This window comes from Ectobacillus soli, assembly GCF_042610425.1.
Taxonomy (GTDB): Bacteria; Bacillota; Bacilli; order Bacillales; family Bacillaceae_G; genus Ectobacillus.
The window spans coordinates 1747661-1769450 of the sequence record NZ_JBGJZM010000001.1 but is presented as its reverse complement, the minus strand read 5'-3'; the positions used below and the strand labels follow the sequence as shown (position 1 = coordinate 1769450).

General features: G+C 32.3%; 21 protein-coding genes and 2 pseudogenes. 14 read left to right on the top strand and 9 right to left on the bottom strand.

Annotation, left to right across the window (positions count from 1 at the left end; all coding sequences use genetic code 11):
* Window positions 1–134: 134 nt before the first annotated feature.
* Window positions 135–356, top strand: a complete 222-nt coding sequence (locus ACAN53_RS09150) for a hypothetical protein (protein WP_379969204.1) — start codon at window positions 135–137, stop codon at window positions 354–356.
* A gap of 365 nt (window positions 357–721) precedes the next feature.
* Here the strand turns inward: ACAN53_RS09150 and ACAN53_RS09145 are convergent, their stop codons facing one another.
* Complete coding sequence (locus tag ACAN53_RS09145; protein WP_379969202.1) at window positions 722–1063, bottom strand: winged helix-turn-helix transcriptional regulator; 342 nt, start codon at window positions 1061–1063, stop codon at window positions 722–724.
* Window positions 1064–1307: 244 nt separating this feature from the next.
* Between ACAN53_RS09145 and ACAN53_RS09140 the strand changes: the two genes are divergently transcribed.
* From ACAN53_RS09140 to ACAN53_RS09120, 5 genes and pseudogenes are all read left to right on the top strand, one after another.
* A complete protein-coding gene (locus ACAN53_RS09140) occupies window positions 1308–2705 on the top strand; it encodes an MFS transporter (protein ID WP_379969200.1) in 1398 nt (465 codons plus the stop codon).
* A gap of 93 nt (window positions 2706–2798) precedes the next feature.
* Window positions 2799–3581 (top strand): sugar phosphate isomerase/epimerase family protein, encoded by a 783-nt coding sequence (locus tag ACAN53_RS09135; RefSeq protein WP_379969198.1) that lies wholly within the window; start codon window positions 2799–2801, stop codon window positions 3579–3581.
* A gap of 48 nt (window positions 3582–3629) precedes the next feature.
* Window positions 3630–3776 (top strand): annotated as a pseudogene (locus ACAN53_RS09130) (hypothetical protein); the annotation flags it as partial.
* Window positions 3777–4446: 670 nt separating this feature from the next.
* Window positions 4447–5541 carry a GNAT family N-acetyltransferase gene (locus ACAN53_RS09125; protein ID WP_379969197.1) on the top strand — a complete coding sequence of 365 codons (1095 nt, stop codon included), beginning with the start codon at window positions 4447–4449 and terminating at the stop codon, window positions 5539–5541.
* 831 nt (window positions 5542–6372) lie between these two features.
* Window positions 6373–7020 (top strand): GGDEF domain-containing protein, encoded by a 648-nt coding sequence (locus ACAN53_RS09120; RefSeq protein WP_379969195.1) that lies wholly within the window; start codon window positions 6373–6375, stop codon window positions 7018–7020.
* A gap of 311 nt (window positions 7021–7331) precedes the next feature.
* On the opposite strand, the gene ACAN53_RS09115 is transcribed toward ACAN53_RS09120, so the two are convergent.
* The 3 genes from ACAN53_RS09115 to ACAN53_RS09105 are packed head-to-tail and all read right to left on the bottom strand — an operon-like array spanning window position 7332 to window position 8603.
* On the bottom strand, window positions 7332–7769 hold the full coding sequence (locus ACAN53_RS09115; RefSeq protein ID WP_379969193.1) for an EVE domain-containing protein: 438 nt from the start codon (window positions 7767–7769) through the stop codon (window positions 7332–7334).
* Between the two features lie 5 nt (window positions 7770–7774).
* On the bottom strand, window positions 7775–8167 hold the full coding sequence (locus ACAN53_RS09110) for a rhodanese-like domain-containing protein (protein WP_379969191.1): 393 nt from the start codon (window positions 8165–8167) through the stop codon (window positions 7775–7777).
* Window positions 8154–8603, bottom strand: coding sequence for a MarR family winged helix-turn-helix transcriptional regulator (locus ACAN53_RS09105; protein ID WP_379969189.1), 450 nt, complete (start codon window positions 8601–8603; stop codon window positions 8154–8156). Before ACAN53_RS09105 ends, ACAN53_RS09110 begins: the two co-directional genes overlap by 14 nt.
* Window positions 8604–9074: 471 nt before the next feature.
* Here ACAN53_RS09105 and ACAN53_RS09100 point away from each other — a divergent pair, with 471 nt between their 5' ends.
* The 3 genes from ACAN53_RS09100 (at window position 9075) to ACAN53_RS09090 (ending at window position 11152) form a co-directional block, all read left to right on the top strand.
* Window positions 9075–9299 carry a hypothetical protein gene (locus ACAN53_RS09100; RefSeq protein WP_379969187.1) on the top strand — a complete coding sequence of 75 codons (225 nt, stop codon included), beginning with the start codon at window positions 9075–9077 and terminating at the stop codon, window positions 9297–9299.
* 338 nt (window positions 9300–9637) lie between these two features.
* Complete coding sequence (locus ACAN53_RS09095) at window positions 9638–10087, top strand: VOC family protein (protein ID WP_379969185.1); 450 nt, start codon at window positions 9638–9640, stop codon at window positions 10085–10087.
* A gap of 504 nt (window positions 10088–10591) precedes the next feature.
* Window positions 10592–11152, top strand: coding sequence for a S1 family peptidase (locus tag ACAN53_RS09090; RefSeq protein ID WP_379969183.1), 561 nt, complete (start codon window positions 10592–10594; stop codon window positions 11150–11152).
* A gap of 905 nt (window positions 11153–12057) precedes the next feature.
* On the opposite strand, the gene ACAN53_RS09085 is transcribed toward ACAN53_RS09090, so the two are convergent.
* Window positions 12058–12843, bottom strand: coding sequence for a hypothetical protein (locus ACAN53_RS09085; RefSeq protein ID WP_379969181.1), 786 nt, complete (start codon window positions 12841–12843; stop codon window positions 12058–12060).
* Between the two features lie 550 nt (window positions 12844–13393).
* Between ACAN53_RS09085 and ACAN53_RS09080 the strand changes: the two genes are divergently transcribed.
* The 4 genes from ACAN53_RS09080 (at window position 13394) to ACAN53_RS09065 (ending at window position 17664) form a co-directional block, all read left to right on the top strand.
* Window positions 13394–14281 carry a phospholipase D family protein gene (locus ACAN53_RS09080; RefSeq protein WP_379969179.1) on the top strand — a complete coding sequence of 296 codons (888 nt, stop codon included), beginning with the start codon at window positions 13394–13396 and terminating at the stop codon, window positions 14279–14281.
* A gap of 115 nt (window positions 14282–14396) precedes the next feature.
* Window positions 14397–15188: a hypothetical protein gene (locus tag ACAN53_RS09075; RefSeq protein ID WP_379969177.1), complete on the top strand. Its 792-nt coding sequence runs from the start codon at window positions 14397–14399 to the stop codon at window positions 15186–15188.
* On the top strand, window positions 15175–15750 hold the full coding sequence (locus tag ACAN53_RS09070) for a hypothetical protein (RefSeq protein ID WP_379969176.1): 576 nt from the start codon (window positions 15175–15177) through the stop codon (window positions 15748–15750). The genes ACAN53_RS09075 and ACAN53_RS09070 overlap by 14 nt, the downstream gene beginning before the upstream one ends.
* Window positions 15751–16134: 384 nt before the next feature.
* Window positions 16135–17664, top strand: coding sequence for an RNA-directed DNA polymerase (locus tag ACAN53_RS09065; RefSeq protein ID WP_379969174.1), 1530 nt, complete (start codon window positions 16135–16137; stop codon window positions 17662–17664).
* A gap of 256 nt (window positions 17665–17920) precedes the next feature.
* Here the strand turns inward: ACAN53_RS09065 and ACAN53_RS09060 are convergent.
* The 3 genes and pseudogenes from ACAN53_RS09060 to ACAN53_RS09050 all read right to left on the bottom strand — a co-directional run.
* Window positions 17921–18208: pseudogene (locus ACAN53_RS09060) on the bottom strand (hypothetical protein); the annotation flags it as partial.
* Window positions 18209–19249: 1041 nt separating this feature from the next.
* Complete coding sequence (locus ACAN53_RS09055) at window positions 19250–19717, bottom strand: hypothetical protein (RefSeq protein WP_379969172.1); 468 nt, start codon at window positions 19715–19717, stop codon at window positions 19250–19252.
* A 49-nt stretch (window positions 19718–19766) separates the two neighbouring features.
* Window positions 19767–19892: a hypothetical protein gene (locus ACAN53_RS09050; protein ID WP_379969170.1), complete on the bottom strand. Its 126-nt coding sequence runs from the start codon at window positions 19890–19892 to the stop codon at window positions 19767–19769.
* A 237-nt stretch (window positions 19893–20129) separates the two neighbouring features.
* On the opposite strand from ACAN53_RS09050, the gene ACAN53_RS09045 reads away from it, so the two are divergent.
* The gene (locus tag ACAN53_RS09045; RefSeq protein WP_379969168.1) at window positions 20130–20873 is read left to right on the top strand and encodes a DUF4145 domain-containing protein; all 744 of its coding nucleotides are present in this window, start codon (window positions 20130–20132) and stop codon (window positions 20871–20873) included.
* 325 nt (window positions 20874–21198) lie between these two features.
* Here ACAN53_RS09045 and ACAN53_RS09040 read toward each other — a convergent pair whose 3' ends face one another.
* Window positions 21199–21627 (bottom strand): hypothetical protein, encoded by a 429-nt coding sequence (locus ACAN53_RS09040; RefSeq protein WP_379969166.1) that lies wholly within the window; start codon window positions 21625–21627, stop codon window positions 21199–21201.
* Window positions 21628–21790 lie beyond the last annotated feature (163 nt).

The window sequence follows — 21790 nt, the reverse complement described above, 5'->3', positions numbered from 1 at the left end:
CAGTACAATTACAATAAAGAACGTAGGCGACAATGATATGACAAGTACTATATTTATTAGTTTTACAAATTGGTAATCTTTAACAGGGAATTACCGTTTTTTGCCGAAAAGTAAAACTAAAGGGGATGAAAGTATTGTTAAATGTAAGCAAAATCAAAGGAGATAACAATTGCTTTAGATGTGGAATTCTATTAAAGTGGTGTGGTGATATTTCCAATAGTAAACCAGTTGGGGTAGTAGAAACACCTGAAATAGAATATACGGGAGATCTTGTATTCTGTGATAAAAATCAAGTTGAAGTAACTGTAAAATGTCCTAGATGTAACAACAAGAATAAATTTATTAAATCGATTTAAGCATCCATTGGGGTGCTTTTTCGTTGTGTGCCAGGCATGGCAACTATCTAGGTGGTGAAAATCCACTGTGGAGGTACGCATCGACCAACCACTAAGGAAGCGCAAGGTACTTATCATGAGATAAGGGCTGGAGGAAGCGTGGAATAAAATCTTGGCTCGACGAACAGAAATCTGATACAAAGGCTTTACAAAGGGATGAGACTCCAACACAAGTCAAAGTCCAAAAGATGTGCGTAACTTTGTAAGTAGTACAGTCGAAAAAGGTTAGTCGCAAGAAGTCAGCAAAAGCCATAGAAAAAGAACAAAATAGACAACAAGAAAAAATAAAAGGGGTGGAATATGGTGCTTAAATTTCACCTTCTATCTTATTTCCCCTTTTTCTCCAGAAGGTCCCACTTATTTACCCAATCTTTCATAGCATTAAAAATTGGAAGAAGAGTTTGTCCCTTTTCTGTAAGGGAATATTCTACATGCGGCGGAATTTCAGAATAAATCCTTCTTCTTATAATTCCTTCTTTTTCTAACTCTTTTAATCGAATGGAAAGGGTTTTTGGACTGTTTACATTTATTGATCTTTGTAATTCTCCAAATCTTTTAGGACCCAAGAAAAGATCTCTAAGAATAATAAATTTCCATTTCCCTCCTATTACATCCATTGCTATTTCAATAGAACAAGCACAGTGATCATCTTTAGTATAATCAGACATTATAATCTCCCCTCACTATAGTTTAAGAAAGTATATGTAAAAAATATCAGTACTTTAATAATAAAAGTACTTTGTTTATTATAACATTGTGTTCCATTTTTTTACATGATTGAGATTTGGAAATATATTTTCTTAATTTAAAGTAGGGCGGTGATAATTATGTAAATTTGTCTATAAATATATAATATTCTAATTAGTGGTTTTTTGAATTGTCAATACTAAATTATGAGAGGACTGATTTGAGATGTCAAAATCACAGATTAATATAAATACAAACACAGCTACTAAACAACAATTAGAACTTTCATCAGATATTTGGATATTAATTGCGTTAGCATTGGGTTTTTTTATGGCAACATTGGATGTAACAGTAGTAACTGTTGCAGTAGCAGATATTCAGAATAAATTAAATATGGGGATTTCAGGGGCAACCTGGGTAGTCGATGGCTATATTTTATCATTCGCTTCTTTGTTACTTGCTGGAGGATCATTAGCTAATCGATACGGTGCCAAAAATGTGTATTTAATTGGATTAGTCTTTTTCGTACTTGCATCAATATTTTGTGCTCTAGCGCCGAATGGAAATACTCTTATAACAGCACGAATTATTCAAGGAATTGGAGCAGCGTTGTTTATGCCAAGTTCGCTGAGCTTATTAGCATTCTCTTTTTCAGATCCTGTAAAACGAGCTAAGATTTTTGGAATATGGCAATCAATTGTATCCGTTGCTGCGGGCTTAGGACCCTTTATTGGTGGTGCATTGGTTAATACATTGGGTTGGCAAAGTATCTTTTTAATAAACATACCAATTGGTATTGTCGGGATTGTGCTCGCATATTTCATCGTTGAGCAACCACCTCGTGTACAAATTAAGCTCAGTGTTATTAGTAATATTTTAGGCATTACCACTTTAGCGCTGCTATCATATGCTCTTATTCAAGGACCAACCCTAGGATGGGTTTCACCTCGGATTATAGGAATAGTTATTCTAATGTTTGCATCTGGAATTTTATTCATAATAAGAGAAAATAAATCTAAAAATCCTATTATTCCAAAAAAATTATTTAAAAATAAAAGTTTTTCAGCTGGAAATACGGTTGGGTTTTTTATAAATTTCTCCATGTTTGGCGGTATTTTCATGTTTGGTTTATTTCTTCAAAAGGCACGTGGAGCTAGTCCATTTTTAGCGGGTTTGGAGTTATTACCAATGATGGTTGTTTTTGTAATCGGAAATTTACTATTTGCTAGATTGACAACTAAATTAGGGGTTAAAACTCCTTTACTACTATCTTTACTATTAGCCGCAATAGGGTCATTCATATTGACCGCAATTTCTCCTACAATGCCTTATTGGATTATTGCGGTTATTTACGCAATAGTTAATGGCGGAATCGGTGTAGCAGTTCCAGCTATGACTGCAGCTGTTATGCAAGATGCTGGTTCTAATGCAAATATTGCTGGAGCAACCTTAAATGCAAATAGACAAATTGGTGCTTTAGTAGGTATAGCGGTAATGGGAGCTGTACTTGACGAATCCCAAAATTGGAGTAATGGGGCAAGTAATACATTTTTAGTTATGTCTATCGCTTACCTTTTAGCGACAATATTAGTTTGGAAATTTGTACGAACTAAAACTGAATAGGTTTATTAATAGACAGTGATTAATAAAGGGAGTGTAGATAAACGTTTCTCATACAATAGTATTATTTCGAAATTTCGAAGGTGGTGATGTGTTTTGTTGAAGTTAGGATTAAAATGTTCATACCATCCTGAACAATTGTATGACCGATTACAATATAAGCCAGATATTATTGAACTTCATTTAAATGAGGACGATTTGTTTGGTGACAAAAGAAAACAATTAGAAAATACCATCACAATGCTTTCTAGCCTAGGATGTGACGTATATTTACATCACCCTTCAAAGCACAATGGAAGATATTTAGACATTATCCACGAACAGAAAGAAGACTATCTCTTTTATCATTTATCTACAAGGATTCTTGCTGATATTTGTTTATCACATTCTATTAAATGTGTCATTCACCCCCACTATATACTCACGGTCACATCTAAAATTAATAAGGAAAATAAAGATAAAATGGTAAATGAAATCAAACAGATTTTGTCATACGGCAAAGAAGTTTTTTTATGGGAAAATTCCATTAATGGTCTTTTTACTGCTGAAAATCCGAATTGGTTCGAGGATTTTGTTAGACCATTAAATTTGCCAGTGGCTTACGATATTAGCCACGCTTTTATCTCCTTCAGGGGTAATAACAAGTTATTGTTAGAGCAGATACAAAAAATGGATTCATATATTCAATATTTCCACGTTGTAGATAGCGAAGGTCGGAAACATGATGGATTACAACTAGGAACTGGCAGAATTAATTGGAAACCCATTCTACCATTTTTAGCGAGCAGACCGTATATATATGAAATTACGCTTAAAGATATAACTGATGCAGAAGAAATGTATAAAAGTCATCTTTATTTAGTTCAGTTATCAAAATAATAATTAATACCTCGGAGTATATTTAAATTCATTGGCTAAACTGTTTCCGTCATTGATAGAACCACAAATATGGTGATTGCTACTCTCCCAGTTGGGAAAGAACCGATAGGAGTTGGAGAATTTTTTTATTTGGAACTCACTAATAAAGCAACTGCTACCCATTGTATTTCAATAGGAGTAACAATTTTCACATAGCTAGTTCTTTTAGTAATACAAAAATATGAAATAAGCCGTTTAAAACGGCCTTTTTTGTTACTGTAAAAAGCAGTTAGATAATATGATGAAAAATATGTGCTACCACCATAATTATCCCCAATAAGCATATCACCCCCACCAGGTTTTTAAGTATTCTTAATTAACGGCATGATCCCACAGAAAATAGCAGGTCTTACTTGAGAATCCACTTTACGAATAACTTTCATTATTTTTTTGATTCCTTTATGTGTATTCTGTACATTTCCCAAATGGTAATTTTAACAATCTGGAGCAATGATGGGAACCGAAGACATACCACTGGCAGCATCTATTTTCTCTTTATTTGGTGATTTAGCTAAGTATTCACTCTCATATTCTTAATATTTGCCATTTTCCTTCATTCACAAGTGTAATGTTAATGATTGATCTAATCTTAAAAAGTGCTCTACTATAGAAAATGTTTGTCATCTAAGCAAAGGGTGCATTACTGGTAGAGCCGGCTGCTGTTCAAAAGATGGTTTTTTACTCAACTAAGGTCATTGGTTTATAAGATGGAAGAGGTAAAGCAGCTTCCATTTATATTGACAGCTTTTTCTCTATCGCCCTCACCCTTGTCCCTTTCATACATACTCTGTAGAAACAGACTTACAAGAGAAGGGCAGGTGATTAATTGGATTTTCGACTTTTACACTGCAAAAGCAGAAGACAAAAAAGAAAGCTTTTTAAGTTTACAAAGAAAGTATATAGAGGAATTACTGCTTACAAATCAGGCTTTTCACAAATATTAAAAATGATGTTGAAAAAACGTGGGAGTTTTTGTGAAAATTGTTTATTGATTGACCCGGTTGTTGTTGAACAGAAGGGGGAAATTGTTGCAGCCTGTATTTATATAGTGGCAAAAAACTATCCGGCTGTTTGTCAGATTGGATTTTTTGAAGCTATTGAAGGTGTCCAGGATGCAGTAGATTTGCTGGTTGAGGAAGCTTATAAAATTAGCCGTGAACGAGGAATAAAGAAAATTATTATTGGTGTGAATGGACATATGAGTTACGGAATTGGAATTCTTGCCAATTCATATAATAATCCCCCTGTATTTGGGGGCACATATAATCCCCCCTATTACCTGAGCTATTTCACTAAATATGCCACCGAAGAATTTTTGCTAAATTGCTATCAAGGAAAAATCAAAGATTCGGAGATACAATTGGTTAAATACCAAAGAATCATCCAACGTGTCAATAGAAACTTCTCGTTTAGAACCTCAGATTTTACCCAGTTAAAAAACGAAATAAAAATTTATTCAGCAATTAGTAGCAAGTGCTTTATGGATCATCCCCTATACTTTCCTACCACTTTTGAAGAAGATTACGAGTTATTCAAAAGTCTTTCCTTATTCATCAATGGTGAATGCCTAATAATCGCCGAAAAGGAAGGTGTTCCGATTGGCTATATTTTGTGGTATCCAGACATAAATGAATTAGTGCCCAACGGGGGAACTTTAGGAGTCGCCACTTATATTAAAAATAAACTGTTTCCTCACCGCATTAAACGGATCATCATCGCTGAAATTGCGGTCTTGCCGGAATACCAGGGGGGCGGTGTTATTCTAGCCTTATTCCATAAGGCTATCCAATATGTGAAAAATAAATATACGGACTATGAATCCGGGTGGATTTTTAGTTCTAATTTTAAATCCGATCACTTAGCAACAACATTTACTAAAGAACTGTGCAGGCAGCATAAAGTATTGGAACTGATAGTTTAACGTATTTATTATAACGGAATAAAAAACAAGCCTAAATGAAAGTTATCCCCTTTTGTGTAGGGCATTAAAAATTCACTATATCTTTAGAAAGATATCTCTGTTTTTGGACAGGGGTTATTTTTTAAAATTAAAACAAACCTTTGATTTATAAAAATGTTCCCCCATATAATATCTATATTTGGGTTTAACGAATGAAGAGTCAATATGCGATGTTGTCCCCTTTGCTTCAAAAAGAATCAAGGAGAAAATTTGAGCAAACTCACTAGGTGACAGGTCAGTCAAGCCCTTGGGTTAATAACTTTCGTCTTACCAAAGCAGAAAAACTTAGCGAATCCATTTAGAGAGTATTGGTTAATTTTATCAATAACAACGAAATATAATCAATGGGAAGCATTTACCCCAGCCGAGACAGTTTTAAAATAGAACATTACAGTTTCTCCTTTTTGATAAAAAATCAAATAAAGGTTAAAGTTTGTGAATAAATCTACTTAAACTAACGGGGGCTGTTAGTAGAAGAACAATTAATTGGTACTAAGGCTGAGGTCACATCTTAGTTATTCCAGAATAGGGCGCCTTTCTTGAACATGAAGGCGTCTTCTTTATTGGGAGCAAGAGTTGAAGCGTCGGATACCATTGGCAGCCTATTGTTCATTATGACTATAGTCTCAGGTTACCTGAAGAAAAGATTGTTTATTTTTTTCATTTTCTAAAGTAAAATAGTTTATTATAGATTTCTGATATTCGAAAAATTCAATGTTATTGCCATTGCTTTTTAAAATACAAAAAATTTAGTGAAGGAAAACTTTATTATACAATATATGGGGAGAAATGATGAAATATAATGGAAGAATAACCGGGTTAGTAGTTATGATAGTAGTTATACAAGCACTCAGAGAGTATGGAGTTCTTTATTACAATTATCCCCCTTATGGATTTCCTTTTATTAGTTTGGGTTTAGCTCCTGTTTTTTGGTGGTTAGGAAAACAATATGATATGGTTAAATTTCTTTCAGAAAATGATCCTTTAACAAAAATCTACAATAGGAGATACATTTATCGTATATTTCCTAAAATTTCAGTTCTAATGGACAGAAAAAATGAGAAGTTAATATTATTTTTTGTCGATATAAACAATTTTAAAATAATAAATGATAAGGATGGACACGAGATCGGTGATGAAGTGCTTAAACATCTTTCAAATTTATTAGTAAAAATTACAAGGAAAAAAGATATTGTTGCTCGTCTTGCAGGAGATGAATTTATTATTATTACTCCTTTTATCGAAATAAATGGCATGGATAGAATAATTAACCACATAAATAACGAATTAAGAAAATTATCTGAAGAGCTAAATATAGATATCTCTGTTTCTATTGGAACATCTGTGTACCCAAACGATGCGAAAACATTAGATGGTTTATTGAGTATTGCTGATCAAAATATGTATAAACAAAAATCCTTAAAAGATGCCAACTATTAAAGAGGTAAGAAGATTGATTTTAACAGCTATAGGTCTTGGATCGTTTAAAGGATTTCACAAAAAACTCTCTTTATTCTAATTTTAAAAGGAGGTTTTTTATTCAACACTTTGGAATTATGGAAGGAAACTAAAGGTTGCTCTAGTAAAATTAACTTAGTTCTATTTTTGAAGTCTATTTTCATTTACCACTATTCAACAATGGGGCGCTTTCCTGTAATAAGGAGAGTGCTTTTTCCATTTTAGGGCCAGATTGTGGAGCAAGGGATTTGATACATTATGTTATAAAAAAGTTAAAAGGAGATTAGAATTCTCTAATCTCCTTTAACATCCATCATTTTTTCTGCAATTAGTTTAAAATCTTTTTCACTTATCTCAAAATGGCCAAATCGAAAAGGATAACCCCAACGCTTCTCATTTTTAATGAAAGAAAGGTGTGGGATTAATGGATGAATTGATATTTCTGTACAACTAATAAAATCTATATTTCTTCGGAAAGGGATGAAATCATTTCCCATATCAAACTGAAAAACATAATCATCGATAACTTTCCCCAAAGCAGTAAATTTTTGATACGGAGTACTTTCATTAAAACTTACTTTTGAAGAGTAATAAATGATCCAATCACCAGTATTCATCTTTTTTAAAGGAGCCTCTTTACCGTGACAAAGTTGAGCAAATCCACCATCGACACCCTTCATTACATGATCACGAGAAGCAACTCCAATCCAATACCTTGTATTTTTTTGCACTTGAGTTAACAACCACAATTATCAGAGATGTTGTCATCTATGGTTGATTTTGAAACAGGAAAGTTCATTTCCTGCCATGCTGCAATGCCTCCGGTCAACTCTTTAACTTTATAACCTTGTTCCAATAAAAACTTTGCTACTTTGGCAGCAGTATTGCACCATACATCCCAGCAATAAACAATAATTTCCTTTTCTTTTGGTATTTCATTTAAACGATTAGATAATTCTTGTTCAGGTATAACATTAGCATCTATAATTGTTAAATTTCTTAAATGAATTGGACCGTTTCTAACATCGATTAAGAAATATTTTTCCGAATCCATTTGCTTAGATTTCAGATAATCCATAGGACTTATTGTTCCTTGAAGACGTGCATTAAAATAATCAAGTGCGTTCATATTTTATAACCTCCTGTTTTTTATATAGCCAAACTTTAACAAGAAAATCTTTAAGCAATTGTCTTTCTTGCTGATTTAAAGGGGCTAAAACCTCTGATTCAATATTGGTTAAAAATTTCCAACGCGAATCCAATACATCTTTACCTTCTTCAGTAATTTTAAGGCTATAGGATCTTCTGTCATTAGGATTTTTTGTTCTCTCAACAAATGCTAAAGTTTCCAAATGATCAATATGACTCACCATAGTTGTCCGATCGATTTGTAGGTTTTCAGAAATATCTTTTTGTGATGAGTAAGGGTTTTCCTGAATAAATAAAAGTACACCATATTGTCTTGCGTTAATATTAAATGGAATAAGTCCTTCAGCAAACTTATTTTCCATTTCCTGCAGAACCTTTCCAAGCAAAAAACCATAAGATTGATTCCATTTATGCAATTGAATTTTCACCTCCTATGATAATCAGTTTGATATATAATCAGTATAACTGATTAATTATTGAAAAACAAGTGATTAAAATGTTTATAGTGTTTACCATAATTACATCGTGAACTGTATAAGAAATAGTGATAAGACAAAACTTAATTTTATAATCACGTACTTGAGTAAGTCTGCTAATAATTACTTTTTCAACAATAGGGCGCTTTCCTGTAATAAGGAAAGTGCATTTTCCATTTTAGGTCCATATGATTGAATAATGCATTTAAAGAAAATTGTTAAGGGTGAAGAGATTGTGAGATTTTCACTTAAACTGACGGACAGAATAGTTAAAAAGGTAAATAATATGACAAATGAACAAGTATTCAAGGACTTATAAAAGTTATAAAATATAATCAAATAATATGCTTAGAGCTACATATTTGTAGAATATTGTGCAATAAAGATTAGTTATAGCTTGGAGGTTTGGGGATGAAAAAATTATTAGAAGTAGATAAGTTTTTGAACGTTACAGGTATTCTTTTGATAATAGGGTTTGTTATTCGTTTAGGGGCTGATTATTATAAATATCAAAACACAATCAATTCTGCACCATTTTATGTTTTTATAATTGGTAGAAGTGTAGTATTTCTATTGCCAAGCGTAATTTGCTTTATTTCTGCTGTATATTTTAAAAAGCGAAAATACATAAAATAAGCATTTCCTTTATACAAAATTATGCCGTATTATTCTTATAATACGAAATATAACTCATTTATTTTCTTTAAAAACTTTTAAAGTTTAGAAGAGATTGTGAAATAATGTACTGAAAGTAACGCATATCTTTAGTGAAATTACTGAGGATAATTTTGCAGCTCTTTCGCATTTTCAATCTTCGACATTCGGGCGCGATTCTCCAGCAAGAATTGTGCTTTTTCTTTATGTTAAGGGGCATTTAATTGAATAAGATTTTCAAAATATTTAATGGATATTTATGTTAATATCAAAAAGATGATTATTGTTAAATTTTCTTAGAAGGAGGCTGATCATTTATAATGATAAAAAAAATCTATGAAACTCACTTGCAAGTAAAGGATTTAAAAGCTGCCATCAACTTTTATCAAGAAAAGTTAGGGCTCGAATTAGGACATACTACTGAAAAAAACGCCTTCTTTTGGATTGGAGAACCTGGCTATCAAATGTTAGGGTTATGGCTGGCGCCCGTTTCAAGTGAAATCGAAAAAAGGCATTTTGCATTTGAAGTAGAATTGGATTTCTTAGTTCATTCCATTCAATGGTTACAGAACCAAGAAATTGAGGTTATCGGAAGTCAGGGAAAAGGCAACGAGGAACCGATTGTTCAAGCATGGATGCCAGCTGCTAGTATTTATTTTTTAGATCCGGATGGGAATAAATTAGAATTCATTTCCATGCTGGATGATAAACCAAAGGAATTAGATTTTGTCCCTTATTTAAGCGAGTGGAATAAATTAGACAATTCTTAAAGGTTTTATAGATAGGCACCAATCTCAGTTAATATGATTGGATATAAATATTTTCAACTATCGAGGGTATCATTTAATAAGCACGAACGGATTATTGATCTTTAACATATAAAGTCTCGTAGGAAGGTGTAATTAAAGGTTGAAAAAATATAGCTACATAGATTCTTGCTAGTTAGAGACTATTAATAGAAAATATGGAGGATGAAGAGATAAATATTAATGAATTAAATTATTCAACAGTAAGAATTACTTCAAGATTGAAAAATGGTTTTAGTACCGGAACTGGGTTTATCATCAGATTTGCCGAACAGACAAGAGACGGACAATATGTCAACGTTCCATCAATTGTTACTAATAAACATGTTATTGATGGCACAGTCGATATTACTGTAAGATTCCATGCAGCTGATATAAATGGTAAGAAAACGAATTCACATTGTGAATTCGTAGTTCCTATTGATAATTTTTTTTATGCATCCTGATCCAAATGTGGATTTATGTGCAATGCCAATAGCTAATTTATATAAACTGGCAGAAAAGGATAGAATAAAGCCATATTATTATGGTATCAGACTTCAACAAATACCAAATGGTGATAATCTAAAGAACTTTCTTCCTGCTGAAGATATAATAGTTATAGGTTATCCGAATGGAATCTGGGACGAACTGAATAATTATCCGATTTTTAGAAAAGGAACTATAGCTACATCTCCTGCTATTGATTATAAAGGTGAGAAAGAATTCCTAATTGATTGTGCTATTTATCCGGGATCAAGTGGTTCACCTGTACTTTCTGTTAAACAACTATTACATAAGGAAACCTTTGAACTTATTACTTCTGTGGAACTAATAGGAATAGTGTATGCTACATATCTATATACAGCACAAGGTGGTTTGACTATAAAAAATATACCTGCAAATGTTAATACTCCTATTCCTAATCATTTAAGAATAGTCTTGAATAGCAGAAGGATTCATGAATTAAATAAGATAATTAATAATTATTTTGCAGATTCTGAAGATATACATTATGCAATCGGTACTAAAACCAAGGAGAATAGATAGTTAGAAGCGAGTATTTGCTCAATTAAAATAAAATCAAGCCCTAAGCAACACTTTTTATCTTCAACAATCGGGCGCTTACAATTAAGAGGAATTTGCAGATTAAACTTTATTATAAGATTATGATCCGATAGAATATGTTAAAGGAATAGTGTTTAAATAAATCCATTTATAAAATAAGTATCTCTGTGCTATTTTTTGCTCGTTTCTTTTTCTTTATGGTTAATTACTAGGAAACACCGCCTATTTTTGCCCCAAATTTGCCCCAATGGACTTTCAATAGACCTGTATTAGTGAAATGAATAGATCTATTTCATAATAAAAACCCTTTCATTAAAAGGGCTTTTATCTTTCTGTATTAATGACCCCGACTGGTCTCGAACCAGCGACCTCCACCCTGTCAAGATAAGAAACATATATTTTATGTTTCGGGAATATCGAACGGAAAGCTAGTCGTATCAAGGGTTTATAGAGTATTCTATATTTTTTCATGCAAATCCTGTAACGTAGAATAATGAAAATTCTTGACCAGAATCTTGACCAGTTTTTAATCAATTTCTTATAAATTTAAAGGAGGATTGTGCTACGATGAGATGAACCGTATCATAAGTAAATGAGGTTTTGAAAAGGTTATTGAGAGTATTCCTCTAATAACCTTTTCTTTTCTAAATCTGAATCCCTATTAATTTACAATAGTATAAGAGATGTATTACCTATATATTTCGAAACTGAATTTGAGGTATAAGCTTTTGGTACCTTCTAACTCTCAAATAAAATTATTTATCTAACCTGTTCTTTGGCGTTTTATCTTTTTATTAAGAGAAAAACAAACATAAAGACCAGTTTAATAATAAATCTTATTTTGTTACTTCCGTTAATTTATCTTCATCTCTATGTATAAAGAATCCTTAAAGATTAAGCTTTTTTTCCAGTTCAACCCTTTCCTTCATTATGTCATCAATGGATTTTTTCAGTTTATCAATTTCAGGAGCCCCTTTTAAACCAATCAGTCGTTCTCCAAATTCTGCTAGTGACTTATATTCATTCACAATAGGAGTTCTTCTTCCAACGTACTTTCTATATGAAGGGGCTAAAATACATTGTCCATTACTTGTTGAAAGAAGAACTCCTTTTAAACCAACATTAGTTAAATTTGTTTGTTTAACATCCATAATATCTTCTAAGAGAAATTTCAAAACCTGTTCAGGATAATCACCTTCAATACTTAATTTAGTCCACACGTTACTAAAACCTTTATCATAAAGAATAACTTTTTTGTTAGTTAAATAAAGAGTTCCCGCGGCTCTAACATTCCATATATTATCAGGCTCACCATCTGACATTTCGCTAATAGAACTTAACCTAACATTACCAATATCCGTAGAGGTTTTTAAATACATCTGGTCTCTATAATTAGGAGTATATCCATACCAAGCTACATCCTCTTGCTGAAACAAACATATTTCGTCAGGCTCCAAATAATGATTAAAGTTACCCAAATTTATAGCTTCATTGTATTCTTGAGGTTTTACACCTTTACCTAAGTTTTTAGTTAAGTTGTCTTCTTTAAGATTTTGACCTTTATCTAATTTTGTGGCTAACTCATCTTCATTGTTCTTTTTATCCATATTTTGGTTATACTTTTGCCAGTAATACATTGCTACAGCCCCTGCTATAAACCAAAAAATCCACATACAATACCCTCCTTATTTTTTCCATTAAACGCTTGTTCTTATTTTAAACCAGACGGAAAGAAAATACAAAAAATCAAATATGTTTATATCGATATAAGGGGTGTCTTCTATTGGAGTTAGTATAGTATTGTTGATTTATATTATTGCGGCGATCATTTTGCCAACCGACAAGCAGTTAAAGAATTGAGGGTATTAAACAATCTGGCGCGATTGTGGAGCAACACCATTATGAAGTTATCAACCTTTTTTATAAAAACGAAACTTAGAGCTACTGAAAAGAATCTTGATCAATCTTTTTTTCAAAGCAACACTAAGTACAATTAAACTATTGAAACAACCTTGGTACCAATGGGTGTCAGGGTTGTTTTTTGATTAAATAAGTTAAAGATTAGTAAATGTGGTCAAAGTAGTTTATAAAAAGAAAAAAGCAGTTTCTAATTTTCAAGAAACCGTCTAATATTATGCAGGATATATATTAAGTAAAAGAAACCCACTTACATTTTAAGTAGTGGGTTTTTACTGTTATAATTTGGATAAGGGGTGATGTATAGTGAAGTTAGTTACTAATAATCTTGAAAAACATCTATTTGAAGAATTGAATAAAAGTAGAGAATCAATAATGATTATTAGTCCATTTATTAGTATGTATACAGCTGAAAGACTTCTAAATAAACTGCGGAATGACAATGTAGAATGCATTTTAATAACCCGGTTTGACAGAAACTTATTTATTAATGGGAATAGTAGTATTGAGGCGTTAAAGCTTTTAAAAAGACAAGGAGTAAAAATTATCGCCCTCAAAAACTTGCATTCTAAAGTTTACATTTTAGATGAAAATGTTTGTATTACTGGTTCCGCTAATTTTACTAAGAAAGGATTAAAAGAAAATAAAGAATTGTTAATGTTTCTTTATAAACAACATGAAATTATTCCTATTTTAAGTTATGCAAAACAACTACTTGAAGATATTTTAATGTCTGGTCATTGGTATGTTAACGAAGATATGATTAATATCGAAATAGAAATGAAGAATCACTTAAAATCATCTATAAAGCAAGATGCTCGAATGAACTATTCGTGGGGGGCAGAGCTACTGAATAATAATTCATTGGATGAAGAAGCAATTGTTCTTTCTGTTTCAATTGGCGGTACATACGATATTGTTGAGACATTAGAGATTGATATATCTGATTGGAAAAGGGTAATTGAAGAACGAGATTTTTCAGAGGCTGTTAAAAACCGTTTAGTAAGTTATATTATTGAACGCAAAAACGGATTTAACTATGAAAAGTCTGTGCCTTATAAATTCTATATTTTAAATGAAAGATATGAGCTTCATAATTGTCCAAGACCACCAAAAAATAATACAGGAGGCTGGTATTATAGCGTAGGTGATTTATTAAGTGCAGAAGATATCGTCTATACAATTAAAGTATAATAACTTTCTATATTATTGTAAAAAATAGAAAATTCACATAGCTACATCATGAAGAACCATCCCATAAATGAAAATTAATTGTGTAAAAAGAATAATGAAAGATAAGGGAGAAACAATGATTGCTGAAATTAAAGGTAAACTTAGTCAAACAGGATCGAACTTGACCAATAGATTAGAAGACAATTTGACTGGAAACTTTTTTGGTGCTTTAAGGTATATTCCGTTTAATTTAGCTTTAAGAAATATTTTTCTGAACGGTATATTTCCTCATAATATTCGCAAATACATTGAGGAGATCGATATCGATTTCTGGGCTGATCAAATCACATTTTGGCCATATCATAGTGAAGGTGAAATAGATGCTTTAATAGATTTTGATCGTGTGACAATTGGCATCGAGGTAAAGTATTTGCATGGACTTTCCTCGGATGATGACATCGGTTTATCAGATGAAGCTAGCGAGCAAATGTTAGCAGAGGAAGCTTTAAAAAGCTGCAATCAGCTAGCAAGAGAGTCCAGAATTGTATCGCAAAAGGGTGCTGGTAAAACAAAAATACTTCTGTTTATTGCATACAATCAATCATGTATAGAAGTATATGAAAATATAGTTAAACGTTCGCTACCGATTATTGAACCTGATGTCTTATTTGGATATATTTCATGGCAAACGATTTTAGAGGAATTGAATAAAATGAAACTGGAAAATCCATTTCATCAAATAATCATCAATGATTTAATTTTATTGTTAGCTAAAAAAGGGTTTGAAAGCTTTAAAGATATGAATGTAACTATTGATGAAGACATTGCACCGGATGGATTTTATAAATTCAATTCAACTAAGTCTTCAATGGTAAACTTTGATGTTACTAATACGATTAATGGAGGGCTCTACTATGAATTCATCTGAAAATATTCGAAATGCCTTTATGGTGGTGCACAAAACTTATGAAAATATTCAAAAGCTAATGGATCATTGTAAAACGATTGTTTCTGAAAAAAGTAATTATATTAGTGTCGTTGATAAGTTTTTAAGATATAAGTCTGATAACGATTACACAGGATGGTATATTAAAGATTTTATTTTGTTGTTCCAGCAAAGATCTGACAATGAATTAGAAAACGAATGGCGAGATGGACCAATTTACGTCATGGAGATGGAATTGTACAATGATGAATCCAAACAGCAACCCACCGTGTACTTATCGAAATTCGAGTACGCTAATATTGGCTCCTGGAGCAAGGGTTGTTCACCGGCGAATCATTGGCGATTTTATAATCCTTTAAGAAATCAGGAAGTAATGAACATTCAAACAGGCAAAGAGACAACTATTGCTACGCCAAAAACAAAAGAATTAGGTGAAAAATATTATTGGGGATTAAAAAAAGTAAGTTATATAGATTTTCCACTGACAGACGTAAATGCGGACAATGTTGAAGAGAAAATATTTGGTAGCTTTGATATACTCTAAGGTCTATCTAAATGAAGAGGGCTTACAATATTGATTATAATATTTGATAAGAGTTAGGCTGATATTGTAAGAAATTATATTATCAATAAAAGAATTGAGAGGTTATTGAAATATGTTGTATGTAAGTGTCTCAGAGTATCCATCAATAAGAAGTTGGTGAAACTAAAGTTTTTGCCATGCCCAATATACCAAGGGGAAATAGGGGATTACAAGAATCATTAAAATATATTTTGGTAGCTTTAAAAAGTAATACTCCTAGTAATACTTTAGTTAACATTCCAGGTAGTAATAGTGAAAAATATTTAGAAGATCTGTATATAATACTACCATCAGGTATCGAAAGTAAGTTAATAACAGGATGGGAAATTTCTCAGGAGGCGGGATATGGTGGAGAAAAAATATAATGAGTTTATGGATGAATTGTCTTCAGATGAGTTATATGAAGGGCTTTTAGGTTATGGATTGTTTAGTGAGAAATTACCACCATTTTTAACATCCAAAAAATTTTTTGAATATTGTCAAACCCAAAATCCAGCATTTAGCAACACTAAGAAGGAACAGTCGTATATTTATTATGAAAATATGAGAAATATAAATATACCACGTCCTTTAGGGATACCTAATCCAATGTCATATCAACGGCTTTGCTTATATTTAAGCGATTATTGGGGTACAATATTAGATCATTTTAAAAATAAAACCCAGGGTGAAGACTATAAAACAAGTCGGATTCATATAAGGAAAATGAAAAATAACCCTAAGATTTTTGAGATGAATTATAGTGATTTTAAGAATGATGGTACCCCAGAACCTAATTTATTAATTGGAAGCAAGTATTTAGTAAATGCTGATATTTCAACTTGTTTTCCGAGTATATATACACATTCAATTTCGTGGGCTCTAGTTGGTAAAGAAACAGCAAAGGCAAATAAGACCAATCATCAAGAATGGTATAATATTTTAGACTTTCACGTTCGAAATACAAAAAATGGTGAAACAAATGGATTATTGATTGGTCCACATACTTCGAATCTATTATCAGAAATAATATTGACTTCTATTGACTATGAACTACGTAATAAGAATTGGAAATATATAAGAAATATTGATGATTACACTTGCTATGTTACGAGTTATGAAGAAGGTCAGAAGTTTTTATTAGAGCTATCGGAACAACTTCGTGCATATAATTTAATACTAAATCACAAGAAAACAAAAATAACACCATTGCCACTGGCTTCTGTTGAACACTGGGTAAGAAAGTTAAATACTTATGCGAAATTTAATGAAAATGACCTTATGAATTTTAAGGAAGTTCAGGCTTATTTAGACTTATCAATACAATTAATGCATGAAAATAATAACAATTCAGCTATTTTAAATTTTGTGATAAAAGTTTTATCGAAGAAAAAATTGACGGACAATGCTATTGACTATTGTGTAAAAACAATCTTTCATCTTTCAATCATATACCCTTATTTAATTCCGTTATTAGAAAGAAATGTATTTAATGTATTTGAAGTGGAAAAAGAGAATATTAGTGAATATTCTAAGTTAATTTACAAAGAAGGTATGGAGAGTAATAATTTTGAAGTAGTTTCTTATGCTATATATTATTCACTTAAGTATGACTTTATCATTGATACAATCGACTTTGGAAAAATAAGAAAAAGTAGTCATTGTATTTTATTATTACTAGCTTTTTTGTATTGTGATCATCATAAAATATCATCAGAAGTGAAAGAATTTAAGAAATTAGCAAGAGAATTACTTAAAGATGAAGATGATTTTAATCAAAATTGGTTATTTGTGTATGAAGTCTTACCTAAATCCCTATTAAAAGGTGATTGGAAAAGTCTCAAAGAAAATAGTGTGACATTTGTAAATGAATTTAAAGGAAAAATGTATCAATAATTATCAAAAATCAGAAAACATTAAAAATATTGTACCTCCCAGACTTCATATTGCAGTACCTACGATAGAATCACTTAGACATACTGACTGTTGTTGAGTCCCGTTGGTTAACGTAGCCCAAACGCCCTAATATTGGACGTTGGGATACGTCACTCACGAAAATATTGGGAGATATTCTGCGGCAGGTTGAACATATTCGATAAGGGTGATGTTACAAATAGTGTGACGGTACGTTGAATAATATGAAAAGTGCTTTTTATTTAACGTTACGACATTTAAGGCATAAAAAAACCCCCTGCTGCAAACTAGACAAGGGAAGATAGTTTTGCTTCGTCAGTAGTCTCTTCTTTGCTCTGATCAGCGTACTTTTCGATATTCCCGTTAAGTCCTCTACCTGTCTGTACGAATGCGTTGCTAACAGCCGTAGGGCGTAGTCTATCTGTTTTTTGGCGAATTTATTTGGGCGACCTTCTCGAAAACCTTGGTGCTGCTTTGTAATTGCCTTGCCTTCCTGTGTTCGTTCAACGATCATATCGCGCTCAAATGGTAACGGACAGGGTAGTAGTACGGATTAACGTAGGTACAGGGGTATCCTAGTGCAAGAGCGGGTGGGGTAATATTAAAGCAATACGCCTGATGATAGACGAACATGGATACGAAACCTTGACGGATTATGTGCCATAGGATATTTCAGTACGTTAGGACAAATGAGTCTATTTGGTACGCCTCTTACGCTAGACTAGCTAGCCTGTTCGAAGAGTCAGTCTCGCTTAAAAATTTTTTGTGGAATTCGAAAACCTCAAGGGATATTATCAGAGATTAATTCACATTCGCAAACTGTGATGTATTTAATGTTTGAGCGCGGGGCGAACCTTCAGTCTTTGTCAGTTGGACATACGGTATGACATGCATACAAAGGAAATGCCCACGTTGATTGACGACGCAGGCTACATAAAACTCGTTATTAGAAATTGTGACTTTGCTTTGTACATTATTACTTAATGATAAAGGAAACTTTGAGAACATAAGGCAGATCTTTAGATTCGAATTCATAATACGTCTCCAGCTCTTCAGCGTTTCTAATTACGTGGGCATTTATCCTGTTTCCTCTGCCTACAACGGGTTTAATTCTAGGTTTTCCTATAATGAAAATTGGTTGGCATTCATTTTTACATAGGTAAATTGTTTCCCTTCCAACTTGAGAAACTACAGTGATTGAAAGGATTTGTTTTTCTTGGTACGATGCGCACTAGGTAAGGAACATGGTAACAAAAAGGCACTCGTACATGGGTGTATATTAAAGAACTTATAAAATATGTTGGGTTTATTTTGCTGAATTTTTTTGAGTGTTTGGATGTTAATAAGATTTTTATAAATAAGGTGGAAGTTGACTAAGTTCCTTGAATCTATTAATCTGTTGTTCAGTTTGGCTTTTTAATACCAATTGTGAAGTCTTTAAGATAAAGTGCTTAAGCTTTTTAAAAGCTCGATCAGAATATATATCGTTGTTATCACGAATTCTATTTAAAATTGCCATATTCCATCTCAAATAATTTGTGGGTATAAACAGAATGGAAATATCCCCCTATTTTGTTATGTACTCTGTATTTATAGTAGTTTCTAGTAAGGTATCACATTTACCTTTACATACGCAGTAAATGTCAACACATTCATCAAAGGTAAAATTATCGTTAGGCTTTTCGACAAAAACAATTATTCCAAGTCCTTTCATTTCTGGCTTTAATAAATCCTTTTGGCAAACGTCACAGTTTAGTGTTTCATATGCAGCAAATAAATTGGAAGGTAAAGAGTCTGAATTATTAATTGCTAAGAAAGTTTGGAGGAAGTACCGTTTAATTAATTGCATTTCTTGTTTTCCTTCCAAGAGTATACTTTCGATGCTTTCTTGATTAAATACATTAATCTGAAAACGATCTTCATAAGATCTAAGGCTTCTATTTAAACTAGAATTAGGCAACGTGGAATAAAATCCGATAAACCCCTGACAGTTATGCAAATTTAGCCTATCTGTTATATTGAGTTCATCGTCCACTGATACGGATCTCCCTGAATGTGCATAGAGTTTGCAACTAACTAACTAACTAACTAACTAACCATCTAATTTTGCTTTCAACCAAAATTCCTTTTCTACATTCAACTACAATTAGATCTTTGCCGTCATCTGCTCCATTACCTCTAGGGAATTTCTTAAAGTCTATTAATGGCATTATTAGAGCTCCTTTACTCAATCATTTTAATTCTACTTTATTATAATTTTATACGTATTATATCGAGATAGCTATAAGATAAATACTGAGTATTCGCGAAGGTATACTTTCGTACTATCCCAAGAACGCTGTTTTAAGTACCTTTAGAAAAATATAATATATAGCGAAATTGATAATAGAGGCAGGAAAATATCTCTTTTTGTCGAAAGTGATGTAGATAAAAAGGAGGGGATTTTGTTGACAGAGTTGAAGAGATTTAGGAAGAGGGTTTATTGTAGAATATGTAAACATAAAACAAACCATGGTATTGTAGTCCAACATTCTATCAGTGGGGATCATGAAGAAGCTGGTTTTAGTTGGTCAGAAGACTATATTATTGCTCAATGTCTGGGTTGCGAAACCCTTACATTCATTAAAGAATATGACGATTCAACCATGCATTTTTATGTACATGATGAAAACGAACAGATTGATTTTGAGGATATTCAAGTTTTCCCTCCTGAGCCATTGACTGATAAAGATAATCGTAATAAGTACAAGATGAAAAAATTTAAACACTTACCTGAATTATTAGCAGCATTATATGAACAAGTAGTAGCTAATTATGAATTAAAGTACTATTTACTTGCTGGAGCAGGATTAAGGATGATTATAGAAGGTATTTGTAACGACCTTTCTATAAAAAATGGTTATGTAACAGATGACAATACCGGTTTAATTGTACTCGACAAAGACAATAATCAAGTAAGAAGCGGAAATCTTAATGGGAAAATAAATGGTCTTGCGGAGCAAGGTGTCTTAACAGCAAGTCAAACAGTAATTTTACATATGATTCGAAAATTAGGTAATCAAACAGTCCATAAGTTGAATAATCCACCTGGTAAAATTATATTCTCTGGTTTGGAAATTGTTGAAAATACCCTTACAAATATATATGAATTAAAAAAGTTTGATTCAATAATAAAATACTTAAAAATGTAAAGCATCTTTCTGGGTGCTTTTATTTAAATTATAACTTATCATGAGCAAAAGAGAATTTGTAAGTTGGGAGAGATAATTGTCTATACTTTTCCAATCTGATTCCATGGGTACCCTAGTACAAAAAAAGACCCACATGTTATACATACTACGCCTAGAATTGCGTGGATATACGTACGTATGGATACTTGCGACCTTGCAATTTAAAGGAGTGCTAGATGATATGGGGGAATGTTCTTTTTAAGTTACTAGAACCCCCCTGCATCTATTTAGTTCTACTTCCTTCTATTCATTAGGGTTAGTACATTATGATTGTGTATAATTAATCCTAGTTGATTTTGAAATTTGCTATACGGATTTGGATACCAAAGTTGTTCCTCACAAAACTCACCAGGGCCGAGCCGTTGCTTTCGGAATGATTTTTACTTACAAATAGGTTTTCTATGATAAAGGCTAGATTATGAACATTTTCCAACGGCACTAAATCAACAAGTTGGTGTAGGTACTGACGATTGATAACTCTGACGCCGAATTGCTCACGTCTAATTACGCCATGTTTCTCCTCCAGCAAATTCAACGCTCTAGTGATATCACCACGCCGATATACATCAGCAAAACGAGTGTATATTTCTTCACTAGAAAACCATTCGTTCTCGTTCAACTTTTTTGTTATAAAATTCCAAATGTGTAAAGTTTTCTCGGCGGAACGTTTTGGATCAAGCTGACACTTCTTAACAATGAGATAATTTACATACACAAGAGTTCCTCCTAGTATATGTCATTAGATAAAAAATGAATTGAAACACGCTTGGAGTCCAGTAAGGATAACTCAAAGGCTCATGATGCACTATAGTAACACGACGTCTAACACAATATCTTTCGTTCCTTGTTCAGCTTTCCAATTACGGCATTCAGCGGAG

What these genes read in the sequence shown, in the direction of transcription:
- ACAN53_RS09100 (WP_379969187.1), top strand. Translation starts at nt 9,075, where the DNA reads ATGAAAAAATTATTAGAAGTAGATAAGTTTTTGAACGTTACAGGTATT.
- ACAN53_RS09075 (WP_379969177.1), top strand. Translation starts at nt 14,397, where the DNA reads ATGATTGCTGAAATTAAAGGTAAACTTAGTCAAACAGGATCGAACTTG.
- ACAN53_RS09120 (WP_379969195.1), top strand. Translation starts at nt 6,373, where the DNA reads ATGAAATATAATGGAAGAATAACCGGGTTAGTAGTTATGATAGTAGTT.
- ACAN53_RS09140 (WP_379969200.1), top strand. Translation starts at nt 1,308, where the DNA reads ATGTCAAAATCACAGATTAATATAAATACAAACACAGCTACTAAACAA.
- ACAN53_RS09095 (WP_379969185.1), top strand. Translation starts at nt 9,638, where the DNA reads ATGATAAAAAAAATCTATGAAACTCACTTGCAAGTAAAGGATTTAAAA.
- ACAN53_RS09070 (WP_379969176.1), top strand. Translation starts at nt 15,175, where the DNA reads ATGAATTCATCTGAAAATATTCGAAATGCCTTTATGGTGGTGCACAAA.
- ACAN53_RS09110 (WP_379969191.1), bottom strand. Translation starts at nt 8,167, where the DNA reads ATGAACGCACTTGATTATTTTAATGCACGTCTTCAAGGAACAATAAGT.
- ACAN53_RS09090 (WP_379969183.1), top strand. Translation starts at nt 10,592, where the DNA reads ATGCCAATAGCTAATTTATATAAACTGGCAGAAAAGGATAGAATAAAG.
- ACAN53_RS09065 (WP_379969174.1), top strand. Translation starts at nt 16,135, where the DNA reads ATGGTGGAGAAAAAATATAATGAGTTTATGGATGAATTGTCTTCAGAT.
- ACAN53_RS09050 (WP_379969170.1), bottom strand. Translation starts at nt 19,892, where the DNA reads ATGCCATTAATAGACTTTAAGAAATTCCCTAGAGGTAATGGAGCAGAT.
- ACAN53_RS09085 (WP_379969181.1), bottom strand. Translation starts at nt 12,843, where the DNA reads ATGTGGATTTTTTGGTTTATAGCAGGGGCTGTAGCAATGTATTACTGG.
- ACAN53_RS09145 (WP_379969202.1), bottom strand. Translation starts at nt 1,063, where the DNA reads ATGTCTGATTATACTAAAGATGATCACTGTGCTTGTTCTATTGAAATA.